Here is a 22,850-nt window from a genome sequence, read left to right as displayed (position 1 = left end):
GGATTAAAGTTATGATAATTTTATAAAATATATCAAAATACGCTCATTCCAAAGGCTTCCGAGCGGCGTTTTTCACCCAACATAATTTCAAATAGGAATTATGTTGATTATTCTGATGAAATTAACTGGAAATAACACAAAGTTGCCGTTATACTTGTGATATCCCGACTAATTAACTTGGAAATGGAGAAACGAACGTTATGATTACTCATTCCAATCCTTCGATAAAAAAACAAGTTTACGATCGAATTTCCTATCTCGGGACCGTCTCCAAAGCTGATTTGTTGAACGATTTTTCGCTCACCAGCAGCAGCATGACGCGCTTGCTTGAGGAGATGACCTCCCAGGGGCTGATCATCGTCTCCGGACTTGGCCACTCCACCGGCGGAAGAAAGCCGATTTTGTTTCAAACCAATCCTACGTACCGCTACCTGTTCGGCTTGGAAATTTCCCGCCTTTATTCCACGCTGGGACTATACGATATGCATATCAACACCTTGTCCCTGACCCGTTGGAAAATGGACGACCAGATGACGCCTGAGCTGTTTGTCGATCATGTTGCGGCCAACGCCCGCGAATTTCTGGCCCAACACGGCATCTCGCCCGGCGATGTCTTGGGCATGGGGATCGGGGCGGTCGGCCCGCTGGATCAGCGGAAAGGAATCATCCTTGAACCGGAATTTTTCCCCGCCCCCTCCTGGAGCAATGTGCCGATTTGCGAAATGCTTGCGGAGCGCCTGGAATTTCCGGCAAAACTCGATAACGGGGCAAACACCGCGTTAATCGGCGAGCATTGGGCGCTGCGGACCGAAAACATCCAGCATGCCCTTTACGTACACTCCGGCGTTAACATTCGGTCGGCCGCGATGTCGGACGGCCAGATTCTGCGCGGGGCCGTGGATACCGAAGGGGCGATCGGCCAGATGATCATTCAGGCCAATGGGCCAAGGCTGCGGGAAAAAGGCAATTACGGGGCATTGGAGGCTTTCGTGTCGGTGCCGGCGCTGGAGGAGCGCGTGCGCACCCAGCTAAAAATCGGACGTGGCGGCTTGCTCTCCGGCATTTCGCCGGACCAGGTCAACTTTGCCACACTGGTTGACGCCCTGGCGCAAGATGATCCGCTGGTTAAAGAGCAGTTTATGGAAACGGCCGCTTATCTGGGGATCGGACTGGCCAACCTGATCAATGCGCTGCATCCCGAATACGTCATATTAGGCGGTCCGCTCGTTGGCGCGCATCCGCTCGTGTTTGATACCGCGCTGGAGATCGCCAAGAAAAACACCTACCATTATCCCGAGTACAGCCCGGTGTTTACGCAAGGTCTGCTGCTTGAGGAGGCCGTGGCCACCGGGGCGGCCGTGATGATGCTGCAGGAGTGGGAAGGAAACTAGCTCGCGAAAAGTTTCATCCTAACATACGCTGAAACAAATCATTGACAGGGGTATACAACCAAATGATGATATAAAGCGGGCTGGGAACCTGCACCTTGAATACAGTGCATAGTGTTGCCGAAATGCCGGCTATCCAGAGCAGGATGAAAACGGCAAGCTGGCCGAATCGGCGGGAGCGGGCCAAGGAAGGCAGGTCAATCGCTATACAGCATGCGGCAACCAGCAGCACCGCCAGAAAGTCCTTCATTTGGCCTCACCCCTTTATGTCATCCTGAAATGATTTATCGATGGTGCCAATCCGGTTGATATGTACGGAAGCTTGATAATGCACGGGCAGCGTTTTTAGGTAAGTTTCCCGTTCTTCCTTCAGCTTCTCCCACACCTTCGGATGGGATTGGTAAATCAGTTGGCCAAACCCCAAAATATCGGAATTGTATTTCTCCATAATATGATCGGCCGCATTTTCCATAAGGTAAATGATCCGTTCTTCCGACTTTTTCTCCAATTCTCTGATCATCCGGTCGTCATCCAGCCGATCCGTGCTCTGTGTGCTCTCAATATTGACTGTAGCGCGGACGGTAATATAAATATGCGGTTCCCCGTCGATGATTTTGACCTTGCGTTTGGTTGAAGATCGGAGCACCTCCATCACGATGGGTTGTCCGTCCTCCCCCATTACCGGACCGGCACTCCCGCTGACTTCACCCATGATATAGTTATAACCTATCGTTTCCATTTCATTGAGCCATCCGAGCAGCTTGTCCTTTCTAAACACGCCAAGGCCGCGAAGCAGCAAGCTTGCTTTGGGCCTCGTGCTTTCTAGGTTTTTCGCCCCCCCGTCCACGGAACGGTCGCCAACAATCTCTACGCCCGACAGCGCGACGTTTCTCCCCTCGGATACCAAACGGTCAACCAGTTTGTCAATGGTAACGGGCGTGGTTCTGGCGGTTGCCTTGGACGATTTCTGCAAGGAATAAAACAGCCGGTTGGCCGGTAATTTGTCCAGCGGCGTCAAAAACTGCAGCACTTCGGAAGCCTGGGCATCCCGCGCTACCATGATATAGAAATCCGACCGTGGCTCGCGGCTTCTTAGAATGACATCCAGCACCTTGCCGATGCCGTCCCGGGCCAACTCCTCGCCAAGCACCAATACGCGGATATGCCCCAAGTAACTTGACCTGGAGCTCGCTAAAGTGAATTCATGCAAGGCTTCGTAAATGGTCTTAACTTTAAAATCGTAAACGGTGACCGGCGTTCCGCCTCCCTTTGCGGTGGTGGATGTGGCGATCTCCGAAGGAATAACCACCTGCATCGATACTTTAAATTGGTCTCCTTCCTTATCCAATCCGTACCCCAGGACAAAAGCCAGCTCATTGAGTTCTTTCCTTTCCCAACAACCGCTCAGCAAAGCAGGCAGCAAAATAATCAGCATGAACCCGCACAGGGTTGATTTCAGCGTTCGCATCATGGCTTACGGTTCCTCCCCCCGGTTTGTCCTTGCCGGTTCAGGTCGCCTGGCTCAGTTTGCTTGGGTCTCGTTGTTAACTTCGGCCAAGGAAAACGGAAAACGGAATCCTTCAAATCGCTTTGAATATAAGGTCCAAGCGGACTCATATAAGGCATGCCAAAAGACCGCAGCCCGGCCAAATGCAGCACGATCATAAAAATGCCGAACAAAATGCCAAACACTCCCATAAACGCCCCCAGCGCCATCAGGACAAAACGGATGATCCGTGCGGTGATGGACATCCCCGTCTCCGGAATCACAAAGCTGGAAATCGCCGTAACGGACACGATGATGACCATGGCGGATGAGATAAAACCCGCCTCTACGGCCGCTTGTCCGATAACCAGGGTCCCTACAATGGAGATGGCCTGGCCGATGTTCTTCGGTATTCTTACGCCAGCCTCGCGTAAAACTTCATAGATGACCTCCATGAGCATCGCTTCGACAAATGCTGGAAAAGGCACCGTCTCCCTTTGCGCGGCCAAGCTGATCACGAGGGTGGTGGGAATCATCTCCTGGTGATACGTTGTAATGGCCACATAAAGCGCTGGAGCCAACATCGCGATAAAAAATGCCAAATACCGGATGAATCTCAGCAAAGTGGCGATATCCGCCCGCTGGTAATAATCTTCGGCGGATTGGAAGAAATTCAAAAAGAAAGAGGGGACAAGCAAAACAAACGGTGTTCCGTCCACCAGAATGGCCACTTTTCCTTCCAAAATCCCCGCCGCGATCGTATCGGGACGATCGGAATTATAGATCGTGGGAAACGGGGTAACGGCCGTGTCCTGAATGAATTCTTCGATATAGCCGCTTTCCAAGATACTGTCCGTGTCGATCTTATGCAGACGCCGTTTAACTTCATTAACGATTTCCGCGTTGACAATGTTGTCCAGATACATAATGGCCACATCGGTTTGGGTTACCTTGCCGATTTGAAACGTCTCGAGCCATAAATGCCGATCCTTGATTTTCCGCCGGATCAGCGCCGTGTTGGTACGCAATCTCTCGGTAAACCCCTCCATCGGACCGCGTACAACCGCCTGTGAGCTGGGTTCGCCGACATTGCGGTCTTCCCAGCCGGGAAGCGCGATCCGCAGCGCGTTGTTTGCTCCTTCCAGCAGCAGGATGATGCATCCCGACAAAAGATCATGCAGCAGCTTGTCGTAATCGGCGATTTCCTTTATATCTCCAGCCATCAGAATATAATCCTTGAGAAGCCCAAGCTTTTGTTCGGCATTCCGCTTTTTCAGGTCATCATTTTCGGAGAATCCCCGTTCAGTCAGCGAGTAAAGGATGGAATTGTGCAGGATGCCGGTATCTACCAGACCATCGATATAAAACAAGGCCAGCTCCGTGTTTGTGCCCAAAATCAGCTTCTTTTTCACCAGATCCGTGCTCCCGCCAAGCGCTTGTTGCAGCAGGATTTCGTTCTCCTGCAGACTGGACAGCAATTGACCTTTAAGGCTTGTAGATTTATCCACTCTAGTTCACCCAAGTTCTTTTTGCTTATTTTGGTCGAATCGGCCATTATTATTCCGAAAAAATCCAGGGCAGGAGCATACTGTCTGTTCATTTCCGGCATACTAGCACAGACTGCCGCTGAAATGAGGTACCCAGCCGGAAAAACTCTACAGGTCGAAGGAGGTATGGGACATGAGCTTGGAAAAAGGGCGCTTATCTTCAAGACAGCTGGCCGTGCTTGCCCTTTTTGTGTTTGTTGGCGACATGGCGCTGATTTATCCCTTAACCATGACGACCGACTCGCATCAGGACGCCTGGATCGCCGGTTTAATCAGCCTGCCGCTGGGACTCGCCGGCATAGCGATTCCGATCAGGGTACATTATTTTTACCCCCAGCTGAACCTTATCGAAAAAATTAACAAAATATTAGGAAAATGGGCCGGAACCGCAGTCAACCTGTTTTATTTGTTTTTCTTTCTGATAGCGACAGCCATCTACCTTCGTGAAATCGAGGATTTCATGTGTACGCAAATTTTTGAAGCGACTCCTGGCGCCGTTTTTCGTGTCATGACTTTGATTCTGGTGGTATACGGCCTCCGCCTTGGTCTCGAGACGCTTGGCAGGGCTGCCGAAATATTTTTGCCGCTGTTCGTGCTGTTTATGGCTTCATTGATGATTCTGCTGCTCCCGCAGGTCCAACTGGAGCATCTGTTCCCGATCATGAATACGCCTTTGCCCAAATTGCTGCACTCCGTGTTGTTTGGCATCAGTTATCCGTTTGGCGAAATGATGGTATTTCAGATGGTGCATCCGTACGTCAAGCTGAGTAGGACTACCAACAGAGATATCTTTCTCTCCATGATTATCGGAGCGTCCATCCTGAATCTGATTTTATTTCTGTCCATTACCGTTCTGGGAGTATATCTGTCCGAGCATCAATTTTACGCCGCCTATATTTTGGCCCAAAAAATCAACATCGGCAACTTCCTGCAAAGAATCGAAGCGCTTATGGCCATCGTGTGGATCATCACCACTTATTTCAAAACGGCGCTGTATTTCTACGCCTTTACGCTCGGTACCGCCCAGCTGTTTAACCTGAAAAATTTCCGTTCTTTAATTTTCCCGGTTGGTTTCCTCTTGTTTGGACTTTCGCAGCTGGTCTCGGAAGATATTATTTTCTACATGAAAAGAATCCCAGCCACTTGGGTGGACTGGGATTTCACCATCGGCTTTGTGCTCCCTTTGCTGCTGATGATTGTTTATTATGTCAGAAAGTCCAGGAGCCGATTGCAGCAGCAAAAAACGTAAGTAGCGGGGGATATCCCCACCCTAAACATAAAGCAACAAGTCCGCTATCGACTCCAGCGAATAATCCGCTTCTTTACAGCTTCGCGCCTCGCCGATGGCCGCTGCCGCCATGCCGCCGCGTTTGGCCGCGACGACTCCGGCCTCCGCATCTTCAACGACAAGGCATGCTGCGGGCGGAACGCCAAGCTTGCCGGCCGCCAGCAGAAACACCTCCGGGTCCGGTTTGCTGTGCTTGATCCCGTTTCCGTCCGCCACCGCGTCAAAATAACCGGACAAGCCGATCCGCTCCAGGATCACCGGCGTATTTTTGCTGGACGAACCAATGGCGACTTTATAGCCCCGCTCGCGGAGAGCGGATAAAGTATCCGCCACCCCCGGCAGCATATCGCCAGCGGTCAGATCGCCCAACAGGCTGCGGTAAACCTCGTTTTTCCGCTCGGCCAGCTCCAGCTTCTCCACAGGCGTATAACGTTTGCTTGCCTTTTCCAAAATAATCTCCAAACTTTCCATGCGGCTGACGCCGCGCAGCCGGTGGTTGATTTGCTCGTTAAATTCAATCCCCTCTTGCCAGGCCAGCTGGGACCACGCCAGAAAGTGATAATGGTCCGTGGAGACGATCACTCCGTCCAAATCGAAAATCACCGCTTGATACCGCCGATTCATGCTGCTCTCTCCTCCTGATCCCTCACTTACAATCTGCACACTTACAATCTGGCGTCCCACAAACCACAGAAGGCATCAACCGGGCTTGTCCCTTTGAACTCCGACCGGCCCATCAGCTTGTCGATCAGCGCCTGCAGCACGTTGTCGTTGGAATTATAGGCGTTAATAAAAGTTTTCACCCGCGGCACGTCAAGCAGGTGGTACGGATTCTCGACCGAAATGAACAAAGTCGGAATGGTGGTCATAAAAGCCGGGACGTTGGCCCCCATCGGCTGCTTCCATTCGATGCGCACCACCGTTTGGTTGCTTTTGGTCACCATATTGGCCAGGTATATGATCAGATCATACTTGCCGAGTACCTCGCTTTGGGATGACATCATGCCTTCAAACCCGGGATTCACCTCGAACGTGGCCACCTCGAATCCTTCGTTCTTCAGCTTCTCCTTAAACAACTCGGCGGCCCCGACGCGTGCGCTGTACGCCACCCCTTGCTGGGATTCGATATCATAGAACAAGACGCGCTTGTATTTATCGGGATGGATCGGCAGCACCCCGTTCTCTTCTTTAACGAGAGTGACCGCCTTATCCGCGCACTCGACCGACCATTGCCGGTGTTCCTCCGTGCCCAGCACCTTGAGCGCTTCCTCCAGCTTGGGCGCGAGCGTGCCCTCCGCTTGCTTGCGGTGCAGCTTCAATGCCGCTTTCAGTCCCAAAATCCGGGTCAACGCTTCATTCAGGCGCTCCTCGGTGATGATGCCGTCCTCGATGCCTTGCTTCATATAGCCGAAATCTTCCTCCAGGCTGCGGCAGAACAAGAACATATCGCAGCCCGCGGCGATCGCCCGCGGTACGGCTTGCGACCGCGGCATCGAAATCATCATCCCCGCCATCGTCGAAGCATCAGTCACTACCAGGCCGTTAAAGCCGAGCTGCTCTTTAAGCAGCTTCGTCACCAATTCATAGGACAAGGAGGCCGGCAAAATCTCGTGATCCTTGAGCGCCGGATTCAGCTTGCGGCTGTAGGCCGGCTGCAGGATGTGGCCAACCATCACCGTCATCGCGCTTTCCTCGATGCAGGCTTTGTACACGGCGCCGTAGGTAGCGTCCCATTCCTCGCAGGACAAGGAATTGATGCTTTCCACCAGATGCTGGTCGCGCTCGTCCACTCCGTCGCCCGGGAAATGCTTGATCGAAGCCGCGACGCCGTTTTGCTGCACGCCTTTGACATACTGGATGCCCATGCGGCGGACCCGCTCCGGATCGGAGCCAAACGTGCGTGTATTGGTAATCGGGTTGCGGAAGTTGTAATCGATATCGATAATCGGCGCGAACGCCCAGTTGCAGCCAACCGCCGCACCTTCGCGGCCGCAGACGACGCCGAGCTTGTAGGCCATTTCGTCGTCATCGGTGGCGGCCACCTGCATGACCGATCCGACGGTGGTGCCTTCCGTGACAATGCCGGAACCGCCTTTCTCCAGGTTGGCCGCGATCAGCAGTGGAATTTTGGCGTTCTGCTGCAGCGTTTGCACCGTGTTTACGATACTGCTCGCAGCCATGGGGCGGCACATCAGCCCCCCGGCCTTGTAATCCGCCGCCAGCCGCTTTAAATATTCTTCTTCATCGGAATAACCGACCAGACAAAACAGCTGGCCAACTTTCTCGTCCAGCGTCATGTCAGCGATCGTCCGCTCTACCCAAGCGATATCTTCAGTGGTTAAATTAAACGGTTTGGCTTTCAAATCCACCATGTTTTTCAGCTCCCTGGGAGTAAAATGATGTTTGTGTCATACCTAACGATCACGCACGAATCAATGCGGGCCCATCTGTTCCGTAAGCCGCTTTCTAACCAGCTTCTCGATTTCACTGGCCGGCTTCGGCGGAAACTCCCGGGGATGACGGCGCGCCAGTTCGGCGGCCTGCTCGGATCTTCCGGTTTCCTCCAGCCGTTTCAGGTATCCCGGCAAATAACCCTTGGCATGGAAAGGCCCGCCTTCTTTCATCACCGTCCACAATGGATCGCGGTCGTCACCCGAACGGACCATCATTTCGTCATGCCACTGATTCAGCAGATAAACGGCTTCCATACAGATATCGCGGTTTTCGGCGGCAACATTGCGCTGTTCATCCGGGTCCTCCTGCAGGTTGAACAGCATCTCCTTATCAAACAAATGATACCCGTCATGATAGCTGCGAATATACATCCAATCGCCGAAACGGACGCTGCGCTGCACCACGTGGGCACACTGCGACACCACGAGGTAATCCCGCCCGCAATCGGCTCCGTCGCGAAGAACCGGCGCATAGCTGATGCCGTCCCAATCCGGCATCGGGTCGTGTCCGAGCAGCTCGGCCATCGTCGGCAGCAAGTCCAGGTGGTAATGTAGCCGCTCGTCGACGATTCCCTGCTTCATGCCCGGCCAGCGGATGATCATCGGAATCCGGCAGGTTCCCTGATCCGCGGTGGCATGCTCGCCGTATATCCCCAGTTGGCCGATATTTTCGCCGTGATCGGCGGTAATGATGATGATCAGATCTTCCATTACACCCTGCTGTTCCAGGGCCGCAAACAGCTTGCCCAAATGGTCGTCCATATACCGGATGCCGCAGTCGTAACCGTCGACCATTTTTCTCAGGCCGTCCTTATTGAGAATTTCCCCGGGATGACGCGGGAAATCGGGGGAAGTGGCATTGTCGTAGCTCTTGGTTCTGAAATTAATGTTAAGCTCTCGGGCGCTGTGCGAACCAACCATTTCCTTGTGCCGCTCCAGCACTTCCTCCGTCATCCATTCCGGCAGCGGATCGTTTTCGAACGGGTTTCCGTATTCCAGCGGCGTCCGGTAAGGGGTGTGCGGATCCCAATAATTCACGTAGAGGAACCAATCGTCTTTCTTGGCATTGCGCTCGATCCAGTCCAGTGCGACAGGAGTGACGTCGTCTGCGGACTCGTTGCCGAGATGCCCCGTATTCATGATTTCATTAAAGCCGGCATAAAAAGCGAACGTCGAGTGACGCTGCGGGAAAGGGCTGATCAAGGTGGTGCTGAGTCCGCCAATCAGTTGCAAGTAGGACGGGAAGGCCCCGCCCCGGGTCAGCCGGCCCATCAGCTCCCGCTTCTCGGCTTCCAGCTTCATATCCCCCGCCGTACCGCCGTGGCCAACAAGGCCGTTGCGAATCCCGAACTGCCCGCTCATCAGCGCGGTGCGGGAAGGAGCGCACGGCGCGTCCGAGGTGTAATAATTAGTGAAACGGACGCCTTCAGCAGCAATTTTATCGATATTGGGCGATGTATTGCGATGATAACCGTAGCAGCCCAAATGTTCCGGGTTGGTCGAATCCAGGTCCAAAAACAAGACTCTCATAAGGCATTCTCCTCCAAGTTGAAATTTTCGAATTGCAAACACTCACTGTAAACGGCCTCCATGGCCAAATTCCCGATATACGTACATGTTCTACTCTACAAGCAATCCGGTCACAGCGCCTTAACCGATTTTTTTGTTTGTTGCTCTATTTTTCTGCCGGGCGGGAGTAGGGGAGCTCTTTGCCGGATATAGCGGTAATTTATGGCGCTATTTTTGCGGTTTTCCATCCCCTCTTACAAATAGCGGTAATTTTTGTCTCTATTTCCCTGCCATACGTGGAGAAAGCGCCTTTTCGCCCTCATCCCCTGCAAATAGCGGTAAAAAATTCCTCTAAATTGACCGATCTCCCTTTACTGCTGGGAATAACGCCCTTTTTTACCGCTAATACTGCGGCCACCTTAGCCTCCGCAAACGGAACCTTGCGATCCTCACTCATCTTTTAAAAAAGCGAAGAAGACACCCCGAAGAGATGTCTTGCTTCCTTTTTACATACCTGCCGATCAGTGCTGCTTAAGCCGTGACGATCCGATTGTTCTGAAGCTCCTCCTTCATCGTCTCCTCTTGTTGATCAAGCCGGTAGAACATCATGAGCACGATGGAAAGCACGAAGCAAATCAGCGGCACCCACACGAAATTGAACTGTAGGGCCAAGAGCGCGGAAGACGTCTGCGCCTGGTTGGGAACGTATCCCCCCATCGACATAATCCAGGCGGCAATCGCTCCTCCGAGCCCCATGCCGAATTTGACGCCAAAGGTGGAAGCCGCCATCAGCAGCCCTTGCGCTCGCACGCCGGTCTTCCATTCGCCGTAATCGACCGTATCGGCGATCATCGCGAATTTGATCCCGGCCACCACGCCAAGTCCAACCTTCGCCAGCGATCTTCCGACCACCATGAGCGGAACCGAGAGGAACTCCGAGCCGGCAAAGATAATCAGTTGTCCTGCCACGGCCAGAATGAACCCCAGGAGCACCGTGTTGCGCTTACCGAGTTTTTTGGCCAAAAACGGCACGGCGATGATCCCGACGAGCATCAAGCTCGATAATCCGTTCAGCACCGGCACCAAATCCGCGCGGCCCAAGTTGTATCTTAGGAAATAGATCGTCGATTGGTTCATCATGATCGTAGAGATAAACAGCAGAACGTTCACGATGAGCAAAATCCACCAGGGCCAATTTCCTTTTAGCGCTTTCACGCCTTCTTTAAAAGGAATCGGTTTGTTACCGTTGGACTGAACCCGCTCTTTCGTATTTGCAAACGTAATGAAAAAGAGCGCGACGCCAACCACAGCAAACAAAATCATGGTATAGAGAAAGCCCTGCTGCTGGTTGCCCCCGCCCAAAAAAGCAACCAAAGGCAGGACCGCAGCGTTGACGATAAACGCACCCGTTTGCCCGCCGACCATTCTGTACGTATTAACGACGGTTCTTTCCTGCGAATTGCTCGTTAGGCTTGGCAGCAGCGACGATAACGGAATATTGACGCCCGCATACAAAATGCCTAACGCAATATACGTTGCATACGCGTATACGATTTTCCCCGTCGCGCTTAAATCCGGGGTCATGAATGTTAATATAGCGACGACCCCAAACGGAATGGACAGCCAGAGGAAATAGGGTCTTGATTTCCCCCATTTGGTGCTCGTACGGTCGATCAGCACCCCAAATATGGGACCGTCCAAAGCGTCGATCAATCTGGCGACCAGGAACAAAGTGCCCACAGCGGCCACATTTAAGCCGTAAACATCGGTATAGAAAAACATAAGGTACGTGGTTACGATGGTAAAAACAAGATTGGATGCGGTATCCCCCAACCCGTAGCTGATCCTTTCTTTTAATGAAACCTGATTTTTCTCCTTCATTCGTCACTGCCTCCCGTTGCTCTCAGAGTTTGCTTTTCTAGTTGGAATGCGTTCGTCCGATTGATTAATCGCTCCGTATTCATAAAAGCGCTTTCGTTGCCGTGCGGCCGCCTGTTCTCTTTTCTGCCGAATCACCCCTTCATGCCTTGGCCCTTCCTTACTCTACATCCATTCCCAAGCGAAGTCCTTAACCGATCTTTTTGTTTGTTGCCGGATTTTTGCGGAACTTGAGAAACTCCAGCGAAAAAAATAATCCAGAGCCGGCGGTCAAGCGCCGATTTCAAAGTTGAGCCAAAAAAGGCCATGCGACATGCGCATGGCCGGGATATCCCGCAACTCGGGTACATTATTCCTTGGTCTTCCGGAATTCCTCATTGATCTCCCGGATGATCTGATCTCCGCCTTCCCGCTTCCAGGCCGCGGCCGCCTCGTCGACGGCGCTTAAAGGAAGCTGGCCCATGGCCACCTTGGTCATTGTATCCACCCATCTCCCCAGAAGCCGGAGGCCCTTTTGATCAAAGGTCTCGCTGGACAGGCCTTCCGCCGGATTTTTCCAACGGTACTTGGCATTGGTTTCATAAAACTTCAAAACGTTTTTGGCGTACTGCGGATCATCCCATTTGCGGATCTGGACTTCCGGATCATAGCGGCGGAAAAACCAGACGGAGAGCAATTGCGGACGGTCTTTGTCAAACGCCTCCAGCTTTTCGAACGTTCCTTCAGCGGTTCTTTGGTAGTGAACGCCTTCAACGCCGTTTTTGATCAAATCGTAGCCTTCGTCGGACAGCAGGTAATTCAACAGTTCCAGCGCTTTTTGCTGCTTGGCGGGGGCGATACGGGCGTTGATGACGATTTTGCTCGTGTTCCCGATCGTATGCGTCGCCTGAAGTCCGCTGGGTCCTTTCGGGGGAATCAATTGGACGAGCTCGGCCCCGGGAGCGTTCTTCTTCAAAGCCGGCAGCGTTAGAGTATAAAATTCGTTGGGGACGACGGTGGCGATGCCGACTTTTCCGGCCGCCAATTTGGCCAGCGGATCCTTGACCTTGTTCGTGGCGAATTCCGGGTCAAGCGCTCCTGATGAATAGGCCTCCCTAAGAAAGGTGAGAAACGGCTTGAGCTCCTTCGTTTGCACCTGCAGCGGAACAAGCCGTCCATCCTGCTCGCTCCATTCGTTCCCCAACCCGAAAGCGCCTATAATCGCATCCAGATTGGTCAATTTGCCGTTGACGATGCTGAACGAAAACCCGTAAGTATCGTCCTTGCCATTCCCGTCCGGGTCCTCCTGCGCAAACGCCTTGGCGACTTCGAGAAATTCATCTACCGTGGTTGGCGCCTTAAGCCCCAGCTTGTCCAGCCAATCCTTGCGGATGATCAGAGAATCCCGCGTGTCCGTGATATAAAACGGCAATCCGTACATTTTTCCTTTGGGATTCATGAGCTCCAAGTATTCGCGGCTCAAATATTTCGTGAAATGGGGGTACTTGACAAGCTCCGGTTCGATATCCATAAAGACGCCTTTGTCCTTCCACTTATTGAATTCTGGGCCTTCGACCAAAAATACATCGGGAAAATCATTGGAGGCCGCCAATACGTTCAACTTCTGCCCGTAAACGTCCATGGGAATCCACTCAATGTTCAGCTTGATGTTCAGCCGCTTATTTAGCTCTCTGACGACCGCATGATCCTCCGGCCAGCCTCCTCCCGCGAAGCTGAACGTCATTAAATTCAGTTCTACGGGTGCTCCAGTCTCCTCGCTGCCGGGCGCCACTTCCCCCGCCGATCGGTTCCCTGCAGCGCTGGAACATCCAAGCAGCCCCAAGATCCAAAACGCAGACAACAGTATCACGCACCATTTTTTCATGCTCAGCTCATCCCCCACTCGTTCTTTTTCGAGGTTGTTCATTTCGCTTCCGTAAAGGAATCCGTATGCTGACCACACTGCCGCGTCCCGGAAAAGAATGTACGGAAATTCCGTAAGGCTTGCCGTATTTCAACCGTAGCCGCGCATGGACATTGGCCAGCCCGATGGACTCGCCTCTGAACGTATCTTCGGCGGACGAACTTCCGCGGAATTGATCCTCCAGCTCCGCAAGCCGCGCTTCCGGAATTCCCGGGCCGTTGTCCGCAATTTCGATCAAAAGATCGCAGCCCTCGTCGTAAGCGTTCACAATTATCGCCGCATTCCCGCCTTTCGCTTCCACGGCGTATTTGACAGCATTCTCCACGATCGGCTGAATCGTAAGCTTGATGATTGGACAATCCATGAATTTCTCGTTCACCCGGACACTGCTTTCGAATTTTTTCGGATAACGGATGTGCACAATGTCCAGATACTTGATCAACACGCTTAGCTCCTCGCGAAGCGTCACTTCCTGATCCGATCCTTTGGAAGCATAACGGTATACGTCAGCCAAGTTGTGGGCGATTTTCTCAATCAGCGGAACATCTTCCAAATAGGCGATACTCTTGATAATATCCAGCGTGTTGTACAGCAAATGCGGATTGATTTGATTCTGCAGTGCTCTGACCGTGGCCACACTTTGCCTTAACTGCAGTTCGACCTCTTTTACCTTGTATTCGGAGATTTCCCGCATCAGATCGTTTAGCTGCTCCACCATATAATTGAAGCTGTTGGTCAGCACCTGGTATTCATGGATGCCGGAGATTTGCGTTGCCCTGACTTCCAGATTGCCTTTGGCGACCCGTTCCATCCTCGTTTTCATATGCTTGATCGGGCCTACAAACTGTGACACCAGGAAAGGGATGATCAAAAGAATGCAGGCCCCAAGAATCGCCAAAGCGATCATCGTCGATAAAACCGCGGAGTTCAACCCTTTGGCCATCTCAGCATAAGGGACAACGGAAACGATATTCCAACCCGTATACTGCGATTCATAGACAGAAACCAGATAGGCTTCGCCGTTCCACGTTTGGGCACCGGTGGCGTTTTCCAGATCCAAATTCAGTCCGCCAAGCGGCGTGTCTTTCCGCGCCTTCCCTACCCATTCCTTCTCGGGATGATTGACCACGATGTCCTCCTTCGACAACAGGAAGAAATAGCCGCTTTTCCCCAGCCGGGATTTATCGAAGGCAGCGTCGATTTCGGTCAAGGAAAACTGCAGCACCAGCTTGCCGATCATCGCCGTCGTTTGTGTGCTGTAAATCGGAATGATCATATCCATGACCAAGGGGCCGTTTTCGTTCAGGCGATGGGTAGGCAATACCGTAACTTCCCGGACGTCTTTAAACCAGGCATCCATCATGCGCCGGTCTTCCGGGATATAACTGTTGTTCAGCGGGAGAACCCGACCATCATTCGAAACGAGGAGCATATTGTTGATTTCCCGAAAATTGAATGACACATACGTGTTCATTTCCTTTTCAATTCCGGCGATATCCTCCACATTGGGAGTATAGCCCTCGCTCAGCCACTTTTGCACCAGATCGGTGTTCAGCAGCGTATTCGTCGATTTTTTCATTTGCTGGAAATAAAACTCCAGATGATGGTTCAGCCGGCCCGTGGCTTCTTCCGTGATCATCACGAATTCCTCTTTGACCGCTTTACTGTAGAAATAGTGGGAAAATCCGGCCGTCAGGCCCACCGACAAAATGCTTAGCCCGAAAAACAGCGCGATCATTCTTTGTTTGATGGAACGTAAGGGGGAAAATTTAATGTTCATAATCCCAGGCTCCTGCGGTATTCACCCGGCGACTCGTCCGTCAGGCTTTTGAACAACCGGTTAAAATACGGTAAGGAGGAGAACCCGACCATATCGGCCACCTCGTAAACTTTCAGATCCGGTTCCAGCAGCAGCTGCTTGGCTTTTTCGATTCTGTATTTGTTTAAATAATTGATAAAAGAATCTCCGTAATGCTGCTTGAACAGCACGCAAAACCGGGAAACACTTAGATCGGTGTACTCCGCGATTTGCCCCAGCGTGATCTCCCTGGCGTAGTTTTGCTGAACGTATTCGCTCACCCGCTTGCCCAGAAAGTTTTTCCGGCCGGAAGAGGCGCCGTTCAAGCGGCGCGACCACTGCTCCAGCAAATGCGCAAAATGAGCTTGCACGGCAGGTTTGTCGGCCGTTTCGCCAAGCTCCCGGTTTTGATGATGCGGATCAACGCTTCTCAGCTGCTCGTTCAGCTTGTCCGAGAAAATGCGGAACAATCCGTTGCGGATTCCTGGATTCGGCGTTTTCACCTTATTTATCGAACCCAGAATCCGGCCGGCTTCAGAAACCAGACGTTGATGATCCCACACTTCCATCACGCCCAGAAATTCCTGAATCTGATGGAGAGGCTCGTAAAGGTACACGGAGCTTTGCAGCCGTTCCAAGGAGCGCAGCAAGGCTTGCTTCAAATCCTCGGCCACGACAGGCTTCAGTAAATATTCCGTCGCCCCGTACCGGATCGCCTGCCGGGCATAGGCGAAGTTCTCGTAGCCGCTGATCACGATCGGAACGATGCCCAGCTTGTATTCATCGCATTTGCCGAGCAGAGACAACCCGTCGAGCTCCGGCATGACGATATCGGTGATGATGACGTTCGGCCACACCTCATTGATCAAATTCCATGCCTCCGCCCCGTCGCTGGCCTGGGCTACGACTTTGAAATCAAGCCCAAACCGCTCGATCATCTCCACGATCCCGTTGCGAATCCAAACTTCATCCTCTGCAACCAATACATGGAACATATGCATCCCCCGGAGTAATATATAATCTCTTCATAAACTGACTATAACAAAGATAATTTCATATTGGAATAAAGAACAGGAGTTTCCTCGCTGTATAAATCTAGTAAAAGCGCTTTACTTGAATACTTTTTATTATTTTGACATTATTTGAAGCGGATGATATCTTTGAAATAGCCATAGAATTAAACATAGACAGGGGGGATTGCTTTGTCGGGAAACTGCATGACAGCCCGCCATTCCAACATCGGCGTAATGTGGAAAACTGTGTCGGAAGATTGCAATCTGGCTTGCGATTATTGTTATTACAGCACCTGCGGCGGCAAGCCGGGGCCAAAAATCAACCGGATCGATTCCGCCATTTTGGATAAATTCATCAAGGATTACATGGAGCACAGCCAAGGCGCTGCCAATTTTGCCTGGCAGGGCGGAGAACCGCTGCTGGCCGGGCTTGAGTTTTTTGAGGAAGTCGTTTATCGGCAAGCCCTGCACGCCCCGCCGCATACGATCATCAGCAACTCGCTGCAGACGAACGCAACACTGATCAATGACCGCTGGGCTTCCTTTTTTAAAACCTATAATTTTCTGATCGGCGTGAGCCTCGACGGCCCCAAGGAAATTCATGACGCCCGCCGGGTGACTTCCAACGGCAAAGGCAGCTTCGACCGGGTTATGGCCGGCATCGAGCATTTGCGAAAGCACCAGGTCGATTTTAATATTTTGACGGTTATCCATAAAGGAAACGTAGGCAAAGCCAAGGAATTGATGGCGTTTTACCGGGAGCACGGCTTCGACTACGTCCAATTCATCCCTTGCATGGATTTCCGCTCCCAACAAGTGGACCAGCCCGGTGTCTACGATATTACGCCCAAACAATACGGCGACTTCCTCTGCGAAGTGTTCGACGAATGGTATAACGACGGCGACCCGCAGGTTTCTGTACGCTTCTTCGATAACATGCTAAACGTTTACATTAACCGGGAAGCGGAGCTGTGCGTCCATCGGGCGGCATGTCCGACAAGCCTTGTGCTTGAGCAAAACGGCGATGCTTTTCCCTGCGATTTCTTCATCAATGAACAGTGGACCGTCGGCAATGTAGCCAGCGCCTCCATCGCCGATATGCTGGCCCATCCGAATTATGGGCGCTTCCACCGGATGAAGCCGGCTTTGCCGGATAAATGCCGGTCTTGCGAATGGCAGCGTTTATGCTACGGCGGCTGCCCGCGGAACCGTAAATGGAACGCTGAAGGAACTGAGTCCGCTCCGGATTTCTTCTGCCAAAGCTATAAGCAGATTTATGCCCATGCCCACGAGCAAATGCAGGAAATGGGCGATAAGCTGCGCAACGAGCTTTACAGCCACAATTTGCAGCGCTATTTCGACGGCAAAGTTCCAGGCCGCAACGAGCCTTGCCCGTGCGGCAGCGGCAAAAAGCATAAGGCGTGCTGCGCCGCTATCTAAAAAAAGAAACAGGAGCCGCGGGTTTCGGCTCCTGTTTCTTTTACACATCCTTCCTCATGACAAGCAAGGAAGCGACCCTTTATAATGAAACCGATATTATAGAAAGCGCTTACCGGACATTGAGCACTTCCGGTAATCCACCAAAGGAGCCGTCCCTATGACTCTTCTGCTGTTGTTTTTAATGGGGTCAGCCCTCATTTTGTTTGTCACCAAAGCCCGCAGCCCTGCCGCCTACTGGATGGCTTGCGTGCTGTTCGGCTGGTTTTTGAGCATGTCCGGGTTGGTCCTGTTTCTGGCCAAGTACGGCGGATTTTATTTCAAGGTCAATAGAGTATTGTTCTTTAATGAAGCAATCCGAAACGTGCTGCTGCACTCCCCTCTGCAAATCGGGGACATCAGCCGCATGATTACAATCGGACGGTCCGTGTTTATTTTCGGTTTGTTGGGATTGGCAATAACACTCTATTTGAACAAGCCGTTCAAGAAATTATGGAAATATTTTGCCCTGAATAGTTTCCTCCCTATCCTCAACATCGTGTTCTACGACCCTGTCGTTTACAAATGGATATTGAACACGGTCGAGCGAAAGTACACGTTCGTCATCGGATGGGGCACCAGGGGATGGATCGTGTTGTCCGCACTGATCGCCTTCTATTTGATTTGGTGGAGATATCAAAACATTACGATTCCCTGGATCAAAAAACAGATCAGCTTTATCCTGCTCGGGCTCCTTGCGCTGAACGGTTTTTATTTCTACCTCGGCTTTATGGGCCCCTTGCAGGTGACGGATATCCGAACCTATTATGTGCTTTACTCCGATTTTTCGAATTTTAATCCGCCGCTCACTTTGTTCGAATGGTATTTCAGCATCCTGTTTACGGGCGGTGTTTCGCTTGTCAGCCTGCTGGCCATCTGGCGGTATACGAGGGTTGAGAAAAACATGGGGAAGCTGGATTTGCGCCTGGAGCGGAAAATCAAAACCGCGGACATGGGCACGAAAATCTTTACCCACGCCCTGAAAAACCAACTTCTTACGCTGCAGGTGCTGAATAAAAAGATGGAAAAAACGGTCAAGCACCGGGAAGAACGGTCCGACGCCGCAGACCTTCAGCTGCTGGGGCAGATCGAACAGTCGGAAGCGATCATCCAACATACCCTGGACCGTTTGGACCGGCTTTACAAGTCGTTCAAAACGAATTATCTCCAGCTGCGGCCCGTTTCCGCAGGCGCATTCATGGAGGAGCTGATCGGCAGTCTTCAAGGGATACCCGATTCGGTTCGCGTTGAATACGAGGCGCCGGGCGGCGATCCGAAAATATTGGCGGATGCCGTTCACCTGTCGGACGCCCTTCACAACGTCATCGTCAATGCAGTCGAAGCCATCGGCAGCCAACAGGAAGGGCGGGTACGAATCGAAGCGTATTCCGAGGAAAAGTGGCTGGTCATTCGGATAAACGACAACGGCAACGGAATCGAGCCGGAGCAGCTAGGGGAAATCTTCGACCCCTTTTACACCAGCAAAAACACAAATCGCAATTGGGGGCTGGGCCTCTCCTACACCAAGCAGGTCGTCAGCGGCCACTTCGGCCAAATCGATGTAACCAGCGCTCCCGGAGCCGGAACGACGTTTCAGATTTTTTTGCCGATCTATTTCACCGAATAAAATCCGCCGAAAAGAAAGGGAGCTGCGTATGCAAAAGCAACCTATTCCATTGCCCATTCGCGTTCTTGTCGTCGAGGATTTCGACATTTTGAACGAGCATTTCCGTTCGATGGTGGACACCGCGGAAGACATGCAGCTCGTCGGCCACGCCTTCAGCGGCAAAGCCGCCTGCGATATGGTCGAGCGACTTAAGCCGGATGTCGTGCTCATGGACATAGAAATGGATTTCAAGCATGACGGCATCCTCGCCGCCAAAAAAACAATTCAGGCGCATCCGGACGTGCGGATCATTTTTTTGACCGTGCACGAGGACGATGAAACGGTGTTCAGCGCCTTCGATTCCGGGGCGGTGGATTATGTGCTGAAAACCACTGAGGAACACGAGATCCTGGACAGCATCCGCATGGCCTACAACGGCTCGTCTCCGATCCGGCCGAAAATCGCTTATAAAATCAGAAACGAATTCAGGCGCATCCGTCATAACCAGGAATCGCTGCTGGATTCCATCAATATTTTATCCCAGTTGACCCCGACGGAAATGGAAATCATCGATTTGCTGCTGAAACACAAAAAGATCTCCGAAATCGCCGCCGAACGTCAAGTCGAAATGTCGACGATCAAATCGCAGATCAATATTTTGCTCAAAAAATTCAAGAAGTCCCGGACGAAGGAAATCGTCAATCTAATCAACGAGATGGGAGCCGTTCCGTTCTTCCGCCAAGTGAACAAAGGGGACAGGGCCGCCCGCTAAGGCGCCCTGTCCCCTTTTATTGCGGAGCTTATTTTTTCACGGCATTCAGGAAGGTATCTTTGCTTACGAATTGGTCCGCGGGAACCACTTCCGTCATTTTGCCGTTGTCAACGAACAATTTCTCAAGGTTTTCAAACCAGGTATACACCGTGTTATCCTCAAAATTTTTGGCCATCTCCTCCGTCGTCAACCACTCTGTTGTGTCGATCTGCATGCTTAACGAATCTTCCGGCACTTGCGTGAATTCGCCGGTGAGCTTGACCGTTTCTTCCATGTTGGCGATGCGATAATCGTTCGCCTTGGAAAACGCGCTCAAAAACTTCTTCACCAAATCGGGATGCTCCTCCAAAAACGCCGGCCTTACCACCCAGCTTTGCGGGAACACATAATCGGGGAAAAACGCCTCGTTATTGCCCAGCACTTTGATGTTTTCTTTCCCTACCTGTTTTTCGATCTCGGCCGTATAGGGGGACCAAATCGCAACCGCGTCGACCTTTTTGGACACGAAGGCGGATACAGCTCCGGCCACATCCATATTCATGATATTAACGTCTTCGGGCTTAAGCGAGGCCTTCTTAAGTCCGAGGTTCAAGATCATTTCGCCGGACGTTCCTTTCGGCACGCCGACCGTTTTTCCTTTCAGGTCCGCCCAGCTTTCGATGCCGGAATCGGCTCTGGTTAGCACGGCGTCTCCCGTATTCAGGCTGTCCACGGCGATGATCTTGCCTTGTCCCTGGGCGGCGAGGAACGTCGCTCCGGGGCCGATATACGCGATGTCGATTTCGCCCGATGCCATCGCCTGAAACTCCGGCGGACCGCTCAAGAACTTCACCGCGTTGACTTTAATTCCCGCTTCTTCGAAGAAGCCTTTCTCTTCGCCCAGCACGATCGGCGTTGCGCCGTGCATGTCCGGCATATAGGCTACATTGATCGTGGGCGTCTCGCCCGATTTTGCCGGCGTTTGGCTTTCCGTGTCCTTTCCTGTCCCCGCCTGACCGGAAGAACAAGCGGAGGCGATCAGTGTCAGACCGAGCATCGATGCCATCATTAAAACGCTTACTTTTTTCATAGGTGAATCCCCCTTATTTTTTGACATCCATATATTCTTTGTAAACCTTCGACCAAATCTCGTTTTTGATCTCGACGAAGCGGTCCGACAATTTGGTTTCCTGCGTCCGCGGGTACGGAATGTCGACATCGATCATTTCCTTGATCCGGCCCGGCCTTGCGCTCATAATAATGACGCGCTGCGCCAGAATGACCGCCTCTTCCACGTCGTGCGTGATAAAAAAGATGGTCCGCTTTTCCTTCTCCCACGTTTTCAGCAGTTCCTCCTGCAATTGCGCCCGCGTCTGCGCATCCAGGGCGCCAAACGGTTCGTCCATCAGCAGCACTTCGGGCTCCACGGCATACGCTCTGGCAATCGCCACCCGTTGCTTCATGCCCCCCGACAGTTCCTTCGGATAGGCGTTAGCAAAGTCTTTCAGTCCCACCAGTTCCAGATACTTTTCGGCTCGCTCTCTGCGCTCCTTGGCCCCCAAGCCCCTAAGCTTCAAGCCAAATTCCACATTTTTCAGCACGGTTTTCCAGGGAAACAAGGCGTACTGCTGAAAGACGACTCCCCGTTCCTTGCCCGGACCGGTGACGATCCGGTTCTCCACCTTTACGGTGCCGGTCGTTGCGTTTTCAAGCCCGGCGATAATGTTAAGCAGCGTCGTTTTGCCGCAGCCGCTGGGTCCGACGACGCAGACAAACTCGTTTTGGCCGATCGCGAGCTGCGTGTTTTGCAGGGCGGTGATGGCGCCGGACCGTCCCTGATATACTTTGGACAGATTTTCGATTTCGATTTTCGGTGTCTTTTCCGCGATCGCGCTCATGATTTTCTCAACTCCTGCCAACCCGTTAGTTTTTTCTCCAGGAACAAAACGCCTTTGTCCATGGCCAGCCCGATGATCCCGATGATGATAATGCCCAGGATGATAATGTCCATGCGGAAGTACAAGCCCGCTTCCATGATCATGTTGCCGATTCCCTTGTTCGCTCCGGTCAGTTCCGCCGCAACCAGCGTCGTCCAGGCGCTGGCCAACCCTAAGCGCACGCCGACCAAAATATAGGGGAACGAGGCGGGGACCACCACTTCGAAGAAAATGTCTTTGTCACCCGCGCCCAGCACTTTCGCCGCCTTGATCAGCGTCGGATCCACACTCACGACGCCCTGAAAGATCGAGATCACCATGACGAGGAAGGTCGCGACGAAAATGATCGACAGCTTTGCCCCCTCGCCCACGCCCTGGACGACAATGACCAGCGGAATCAGCGCGATCGGGGGAATCGTGCGGAAAAACTGAATCCACGGCTCGACGATCATGCGGACCGGCTTGTACCAGCCCATCAGGAAAGCGACGGGGATGGCCGCCGCCAGTCCCAGCACAAACCCGCCCAGAACCCGAAATAGGCTGGCATAAATATTGGTCCACAGCCTGCCGCTGGATGACTCCTGTATAAAGGTCTTCACGATCGTAACCGGGTCGGATACGATCGCCCCGACCGACGGAATCCTGGAGATGAGCGCCCAGAAGGCTATCCCGACGGCGAAGGACAACAGGATGATCACACCGCCCGGAATTTGGCTCCAGGTCTTCCGGGGAGGCCCCGCTTGGCGGACGGCCTGGCTTTCGATTTTGGTTGTTTTTGTCGTCATATCGAACAAACCTTTCTATACTGTTCTCGTAT

18 protein-coding genes are annotated in these 22,850 nt (G+C 52.4%); 5 read left to right on the top strand and 13 right to left on the bottom strand.

From position 1 onward, the window contains the following. The first annotated feature begins 200 nt into the window (after nucleotides 1-200). Nucleotides 201-1,391, top strand: a complete 1,191-nt coding sequence (locus tag ACLD72_RS01785; protein WP_410994881.1) for an ROK family protein — start codon at nucleotides 201-203, stop codon at nucleotides 1,389-1,391. A gap of 13 nt (nucleotides 1,392-1,404) precedes the next feature. Here the strand turns inward: ACLD72_RS01785 and ACLD72_RS01780 are convergent, their stop codons facing one another. The 3 genes from ACLD72_RS01780 to ACLD72_RS01770 are packed head-to-tail and all read right to left on the bottom strand — an operon-like array spanning nucleotide 1,405 to nucleotide 4,382. Next, complete coding sequence (locus ACLD72_RS01780; protein ID WP_410994882.1) at nucleotides 1,405-1,638, bottom strand: hypothetical protein; 234 nt, start codon at nucleotides 1,636-1,638, stop codon at nucleotides 1,405-1,407. A 6-nt stretch (nucleotides 1,639-1,644) separates the two neighbouring features. Beyond that, the gene (locus ACLD72_RS01775) at nucleotides 1,645-2,859 is read right to left on the bottom strand and encodes a Ger(x)C family spore germination protein (protein WP_410994884.1); all 1,215 of its coding nucleotides are present in this window, start codon (nucleotides 2,857-2,859) and stop codon (nucleotides 1,645-1,647) included. After that, nucleotides 2,856-4,382, bottom strand: a complete 1,527-nt coding sequence (locus ACLD72_RS01770; RefSeq protein ID WP_410994886.1) for a spore germination protein — start codon at nucleotides 4,380-4,382, stop codon at nucleotides 2,856-2,858. Before ACLD72_RS01770 ends, ACLD72_RS01775 begins: the two co-directional genes overlap by 4 nt. 172 nt (nucleotides 4,383-4,554) lie before the next feature. On the opposite strand from ACLD72_RS01770, the gene ACLD72_RS01765 reads away from it, so the two are divergent. After that, nucleotides 4,555-5,670, top strand: a complete 1,116-nt coding sequence (locus tag ACLD72_RS01765; RefSeq protein ID WP_410994887.1) for a GerAB/ArcD/ProY family transporter — start codon at nucleotides 4,555-4,557, stop codon at nucleotides 5,668-5,670. 21 nt (nucleotides 5,671-5,691) lie between these two features. Here the strand turns inward: ACLD72_RS01765 and pgmB are convergent, their stop codons facing one another. From pgmB to ACLD72_RS01730, 7 genes are all read right to left on the bottom strand, one after another. After that, nucleotides 5,692-6,333 carry a beta-phosphoglucomutase gene (pgmB, locus tag ACLD72_RS01760; protein WP_410994889.1) on the bottom strand — a complete coding sequence of 214 codons (642 nt, stop codon included), beginning with the start codon at nucleotides 6,331-6,333 and terminating at the stop codon, nucleotides 5,692-5,694. A 41-nt stretch (nucleotides 6,334-6,374) separates the two neighbouring features. Further along, a complete protein-coding gene (locus tag ACLD72_RS01755) occupies nucleotides 6,375-8,081 on the bottom strand; it encodes a glycoside hydrolase family 3 protein (protein WP_410994890.1) in 1,707 nt (568 codons plus the stop codon). A gap of 60 nt (nucleotides 8,082-8,141) precedes the next feature. Next, nucleotides 8,142-9,692, bottom strand: coding sequence for a sulfatase (locus ACLD72_RS01750; RefSeq protein ID WP_410994891.1), 1,551 nt, complete (start codon nucleotides 9,690-9,692; stop codon nucleotides 8,142-8,144). A gap of 510 nt (nucleotides 9,693-10,202) precedes the next feature. Then, on the bottom strand, nucleotides 10,203-11,552 hold the full coding sequence (locus ACLD72_RS01745) for a glycoside-pentoside-hexuronide (GPH):cation symporter (RefSeq protein ID WP_410994894.1): 1,350 nt from the start codon (nucleotides 11,550-11,552) through the stop codon (nucleotides 10,203-10,205). 346 nt (nucleotides 11,553-11,898) lie between these two features. Next, nucleotides 11,899-13,455, bottom strand: a complete 1,557-nt coding sequence (locus tag ACLD72_RS01740) for an extracellular solute-binding protein (protein ID WP_458475497.1) — start codon at nucleotides 13,453-13,455, stop codon at nucleotides 11,899-11,901. Beyond that, on the bottom strand, nucleotides 13,421-15,232 hold the full coding sequence (locus tag ACLD72_RS01735) for a sensor histidine kinase (RefSeq protein ID WP_410994898.1): 1,812 nt from the start codon (nucleotides 15,230-15,232) through the stop codon (nucleotides 13,421-13,423). Before ACLD72_RS01735 ends, ACLD72_RS01740 begins: the two co-directional genes overlap by 35 nt. Further along, nucleotides 15,229-16,245: a helix-turn-helix domain-containing protein gene (locus ACLD72_RS01730; RefSeq protein WP_410994899.1), complete on the bottom strand. Its 1,017-nt coding sequence runs from the start codon at nucleotides 16,243-16,245 to the stop codon at nucleotides 15,229-15,231. Before ACLD72_RS01730 ends, ACLD72_RS01735 begins: the two co-directional genes overlap by 4 nt. Nucleotides 16,246-16,467: 222 nt before the next feature. Here ACLD72_RS01730 and ACLD72_RS01725 point away from each other — a divergent pair, with 222 nt between their 5' ends. The 3 genes from ACLD72_RS01725 to ACLD72_RS01715 all read left to right on the top strand — a co-directional run bounded on the left by ACLD72_RS01725 (nucleotide 16,468) and on the right by ACLD72_RS01715 (nucleotide 20,117). Further along, nucleotides 16,468-17,703 carry an anaerobic sulfatase maturase gene (locus tag ACLD72_RS01725; RefSeq protein WP_458475496.1) on the top strand — a complete coding sequence of 412 codons (1,236 nt, stop codon included), beginning with the start codon at nucleotides 16,468-16,470 and terminating at the stop codon, nucleotides 17,701-17,703. Between the two features lie 157 nt (nucleotides 17,704-17,860). Next, nucleotides 17,861-19,366, top strand: coding sequence for a sensor histidine kinase (locus tag ACLD72_RS01720; RefSeq protein ID WP_410994901.1), 1,506 nt, complete (start codon nucleotides 17,861-17,863; stop codon nucleotides 19,364-19,366). 28 nt (nucleotides 19,367-19,394) lie between these two features. Then, nucleotides 19,395-20,117 carry a response regulator gene (locus tag ACLD72_RS01715; protein WP_458475494.1) on the top strand — a complete coding sequence of 241 codons (723 nt, stop codon included), beginning with the start codon at nucleotides 19,395-19,397 and terminating at the stop codon, nucleotides 20,115-20,117. Between the two features lie 28 nt (nucleotides 20,118-20,145). Here ACLD72_RS01715 and ACLD72_RS01710 read toward each other — a convergent pair whose 3' ends face one another. From ACLD72_RS01710 to ACLD72_RS01700, 3 genes are read right to left on the bottom strand one after another with little or no spacing between them, the layout of a single operon-like run. Continuing rightward, nucleotides 20,146-21,186, bottom strand: a complete 1,041-nt coding sequence (locus tag ACLD72_RS01710; RefSeq protein ID WP_410994903.1) for an aliphatic sulfonate ABC transporter substrate-binding protein — start codon at nucleotides 21,184-21,186, stop codon at nucleotides 20,146-20,148. Nucleotides 21,187-21,199: 13 nt separating this feature from the next. Beyond that, a complete protein-coding gene (locus tag ACLD72_RS01705; RefSeq protein ID WP_458475492.1) occupies nucleotides 21,200-21,994 on the bottom strand; it encodes an ABC transporter ATP-binding protein in 795 nt (264 codons plus the stop codon). Then, complete coding sequence (locus tag ACLD72_RS01700; protein ID WP_410994906.1) at nucleotides 21,991-22,818, bottom strand: ABC transporter permease; 828 nt, start codon at nucleotides 22,816-22,818, stop codon at nucleotides 21,991-21,993. Before ACLD72_RS01700 ends, ACLD72_RS01705 begins: the two co-directional genes overlap by 4 nt. Nucleotides 22,819-22,850: the final 32 nt, after the last annotated feature.

This window comes from Paenibacillus lacisediminis, from assembly GCF_046567315.2.
The sequence above is the reverse complement of the archived record's forward strand: the minus strand, read 5'-3'. Positions and strand labels throughout refer to the sequence as shown.

Coding starts and splice junctions, on each gene's coding strand:
- ACLD72_RS01720 (WP_410994901.1), top strand. CDS start 17,861: ATGACTCTTCTGCTGTTGTTTTTAATGGGGTCAGCCCTCATTTTGTTT.
- ACLD72_RS01755 (WP_410994890.1), bottom strand. CDS start 8,081: ATGGTGGATTTGAAAGCCAAACCGTTTAATTTAACCACTGAAGATATC.
- ACLD72_RS01740 (WP_458475497.1), bottom strand. CDS start 13,455: ATGAACAACCTCGAAAAAGAACGAGTGGGGGATGAGCTGAGCATGAAA.
- ACLD72_RS01785 (WP_410994881.1), top strand. CDS start 201: ATGATTACTCATTCCAATCCTTCGATAAAAAAACAAGTTTACGATCGA.
- ACLD72_RS01730 (WP_410994899.1), bottom strand. CDS start 16,245: ATGTTCCATGTATTGGTTGCAGAGGATGAAGTTTGGATTCGCAACGGG.
- ACLD72_RS01775 (WP_410994884.1), bottom strand. CDS start 2,859: ATGATGCGAACGCTGAAATCAACCCTGTGCGGGTTCATGCTGATTATT.
- pgmB (WP_410994889.1), bottom strand. CDS start 6,333: ATGAATCGGCGGTATCAAGCGGTGATTTTCGATTTGGACGGAGTGATC.
- ACLD72_RS01705 (WP_458475492.1), bottom strand. CDS start 21,994: ATGAGCGCGATCGCGGAAAAGACACCGAAAATCGAAATCGAAAATCTG.
- ACLD72_RS01780 (WP_410994882.1), bottom strand. CDS start 1,638: ATGAAGGACTTTCTGGCGGTGCTGCTGGTTGCCGCATGCTGTATAGCG.
- ACLD72_RS01710 (WP_410994903.1), bottom strand. CDS start 21,186: ATGAAAAAAGTAAGCGTTTTAATGATGGCATCGATGCTCGGTCTGACA.
- ACLD72_RS01765 (WP_410994887.1), top strand. CDS start 4,555: ATGAGCTTGGAAAAAGGGCGCTTATCTTCAAGACAGCTGGCCGTGCTT.
- ACLD72_RS01715 (WP_458475494.1), top strand. CDS start 19,395: ATGCAAAAGCAACCTATTCCATTGCCCATTCGCGTTCTTGTCGTCGAG.
- ACLD72_RS01750 (WP_410994891.1), bottom strand. CDS start 9,692: ATGAGAGTCTTGTTTTTGGACCTGGATTCGACCAACCCGGAACATTTG.
- ACLD72_RS01745 (WP_410994894.1), bottom strand. CDS start 11,552: ATGAAGGAGAAAAATCAGGTTTCATTAAAAGAAAGGATCAGCTACGGG.
- ACLD72_RS01725 (WP_458475496.1), top strand. CDS start 16,468: ATGACAGCCCGCCATTCCAACATCGGCGTAATGTGGAAAACTGTGTCG.
- ACLD72_RS01735 (WP_410994898.1), bottom strand. CDS start 15,232: ATGAACATTAAATTTTCCCCCTTACGTTCCATCAAACAAAGAATGATC.
- ACLD72_RS01700 (WP_410994906.1), bottom strand. CDS start 22,818: ATGACGACAAAAACAACCAAAATCGAAAGCCAGGCCGTCCGCCAAGCG.